The 3,071-nt window shown below is 61.8% G+C and carries 5 protein-coding genes; all 5 read right to left on the bottom strand.

What is annotated here, in order from left to right; all coding sequences use genetic code 11:
• The coding region (locus tag J0I64_RS09040; RefSeq protein ID WP_291407322.1) for a recombination protein O N-terminal domain-containing protein at window positions 1-332 on the bottom strand (332 nt) is incomplete at its 3' end.
• A gap of 10 nt (window positions 333-342) precedes the next feature.
• Window positions 343-951, bottom strand: coding sequence for a Pr6Pr family membrane protein (locus tag J0I64_RS09045; RefSeq protein WP_291407324.1), 609 nt, complete (start codon window positions 949-951; stop codon window positions 343-345).
• Between the two features lie 20 nt (window positions 952-971).
• Window positions 972-1,895 (bottom strand): GTPase Era, encoded by a 924-nt coding sequence (era, locus tag J0I64_RS09050; protein WP_291407326.1) that lies wholly within the window; start codon window positions 1,893-1,895, stop codon window positions 972-974.
• Entirely contained in the window at window positions 1,895-2,599 is a 705-nt protein-coding gene (gene rnc / locus J0I64_RS09055; protein ID WP_291407328.1) for a ribonuclease III, read from the bottom strand. The genes era and rnc overlap by 1 nt, the downstream gene beginning before the upstream one ends.
• On the bottom strand, window positions 2,596-3,071 hold a 476-nt coding region (lepB, locus tag J0I64_RS09060), incomplete at its 5' end, for a signal peptidase I (protein ID WP_291407331.1). The genes lepB and rnc, both read right to left, overlap by 4 nt.

Genomic DNA, 3,071 nt, shown 5'->3' on the forward strand with positions numbered 1-3,071 from the left:
AGAAGACGGTCGTGTGGATCGCGCTCGGGCAGCAGGCGCAGGTGATCGCAGATCAACTGGGTCAGATAGAGACGCGTGCGGTCTGCCATGAGGTCAGCGGCACGGCTTTGCATGAGTTCGACGGTGAAGGTGCCCAGATGCTCTTCGAGTCGTGCGCGCCAGGTGAGATGGATGGTGTTGCCGACCTGCAAGGCGGGCGCCAGCTTCGAGGAACGACCGCCGCGCACCAGCCCCATGTAGCGACCGCGCCCGGCCACCATGGCCTCGGCCAGGACGCTGGATTCGCCGTGGCGGCGGACGCCTATGAGGAGAGCTTCACCAGTCCATTCCATGATGAGCCGATCAGCGCGCCAGACGTTTGTCGAGGAGGACCATCGCCCAACCGGCGGCGAGATAGGCGAGCGTGATGATCACGACGGTTATCGCCACCTGGGCAATGCCGAGCCGGACATAATTGATGAAGGGATAGGAAAAATGTCCCTGAGCGGTGCCGCGAATGAGAGCGTAGACCAGATAGCCCATCGGGTAGAGCGCCCAGATGAAGGGATCGCGCTGCGTCAGCCGACCGCGCGGCACGCAGAACAGCCAGAAGATCGGCACGAGAACCGGCGTGACCATGTGCAGTAGCACATTGGCGACGGCAGCGCCGGCCGTCAGTTCGACGAGCCCCTGCAGGAGCAGCATGTAGATGACGCCGACGAGGGCAATGTTGATGGTGACAAAGCCGAGAAGGCGCGGCCCGATCGTTCCCGGGCGAAGCAAGGCGATGATGGAGAAGACGACGGCGACCAGCAGGTTGGTCGTGACGGTAAAATAGTCGGCCAGCACCCAGGCGGCGCCGAGGAAAGACCCCGTCAACCGCCACTGCGCTTCGATATGGATGCCGATGCCAATCCAGGCGGTAAGGGCGATGATGAGGGCGAAGACCCGGACGAACAGAGCGCTGCGCATGTCTTGCCCCCTTGTGGCGGCTACTTCTTCCCTTGTGGGAATTCGAGGCCCATTTCCTGATAACGTTCCGGATCGTCAGCCCACTTTTCGCGAACTTTTACGAACAGGAAGAGGTGGATCGGCACCTCGTACATTTCCATCAGTTCCTTGCGCGCTTCCGCGCCAATCGCCTTGATGGTCTGGCCGCCAGCGCCAAGCACGATCTTCTTGTGGCTGTCGCGCGAAACATAGACCACCTGATCGATCTTGTAGGAGCCGTCCTTCTGGATCTTGAAGGATTCGGTTTCGACGGTGGAATTGTAGGGGATCTCGTCGTGGACGCGCAGGAAGAGTTTTTCGCGCGTGATCTCGGCGGCGGTGATGGCCATGGTGAGATCGGTGAGGTGATCTTCCGGGAAATGCCAGGGGCCGGGCGGGATGTGCTTGACGCACCAATCGATGAAATCCTGCACGCCGTGGCCCTTTAGGGCCGACAGCATGAAGGTCGCCTCGAAGCGCAGGCGATCGTTGAGCTTCTGCGACAGGGTGAGAAGGCTCTCGTGCTTGACCGTGTCGATCTTGTTGAGGATCAGCACGCGCGGTTGCTTGATGTTTTCGAGGCCCTCAAGGAGGATTTCGATATCGGGCGTGATGCCGCGATCAACGTCGATGATGAAGGCAACGAGATCGGCATCCCCTGCCCCGCCCCAGGCGCTGTCGACCATGGCGCGCTCAAGCCGACGTTTGGGCGCGAAAATGCCGGGCGTGTCGATAAAGACGAGCTGGGCCTGGTCGAGCGTCAGAACGCCGCGCACCTGCGAGCGCGTTGTCTGCGCCTTATGGGTGACGATGGAGACCTTGGTGCCGACGAGGGAATTGAGCAGCGTCGACTTGCCGGCATTGGGCGCACCGACAAGGGCGATGAAGCCGCAAGAGGTGTTGGTGAGATCGGCGGGTTCGGTCATCAGCGTTCCTTCCAAACCTTCTGGCGCTTGAGGAAGTCCTCGGCAGCCTTGTGTTCGGCGATTTTCTTCGAAGGGCCCGTCGCCGAAATGCGGTCGAAGCCGGCGAGATCGATGGCGATGGTAAATTCGGGGGCGTGGTCTGGGCCGGTGCGCTCGACCAGTGCGTAGGTCGGCGGCTCGAGGCCACGCGCCTGGGCCCATTCCTGTAGCGTGGTCTTGGCATCGGCGCGATGGGTCTGACCATCGGCGATGAACTCTTCGAAATGGTGCTCGATAAAGGTCCGCGCTTCTTCGAGGCCGCCATCGAGATAGATGGCGCCGATGATGGCTTCGGTGACGTCGCCGAGAATGGCTTCCTTTTCGGCGCCGCCGGTGCGGGCTTCGCTCTCGCCCAGGATCAGTTCGGAACCGACCTGCAACTGGCGGGCAATGACGGCACAGGTTTCCTTGCGCACGAGCGTGTTGAGCGTACGGCTCAGCTCGCCCTCATTGGCCTTGGGAAAGCGCTGATAGAGCATGTCGGCCACGACGAGGCCGAGCACCCGATCGCCCAGAAATTCCAGGCGCTGATAGGAGCGCTCGACACGCTTGCCCGGCGAGACGGCGCTCGAATGGGTGAGCGCCCGCTCCAGCAGGTCGGAATCGGCAAAGGTATAGCCGATGCGGGTCTGGAGCTTTTCGTGGGTCTTGTCGCGCCTGCTCACGGCGTTTCCGTCGTGTCATACGGCGGGTTGCCGTAGACAGACTGGAACATGCGATCCCAGCGCACATTGGCGGGCCACTGCCAGATCTGCCAGGGCGGCAGGTTGTCCTTGATGGAGAAGAAGCGCGCTTCGGCCTTGGCAATGAGATTGACCGCCGGGACGTAGCCGACCTGGCTCAGCACACGGCTGTCGGCCGAGCGATCGCGGTTGTCGCCCATCATGAAGTAGTGACCGGCGGGCACGACATATTCAGGCGTGTTGTCGAGCGGCGCGTTGTCGGAGATTTCCTGGATGATGTGGGTCGAGCCTTCGGGGAAGGTCTCACGATAGACGGTGACCTCACGGGCATCGCCATTGCTGTCGGTATCGGTGGTAGTGCCGACCTTTTCGCGCTCGACAATGGTGCCATTGATGTAGAGGCGGCCCTCTTTCATCTGGATGCGGTCGCCGGGCAGGCCGACAACGCGCTTGA

Origin of the sequence: Devosia sp. (genome assembly GCF_017307565.1) — a bacterium.
Classification (GTDB): domain Bacteria; phylum Pseudomonadota; class Alphaproteobacteria; order Rhizobiales; family Devosiaceae; genus Devosia.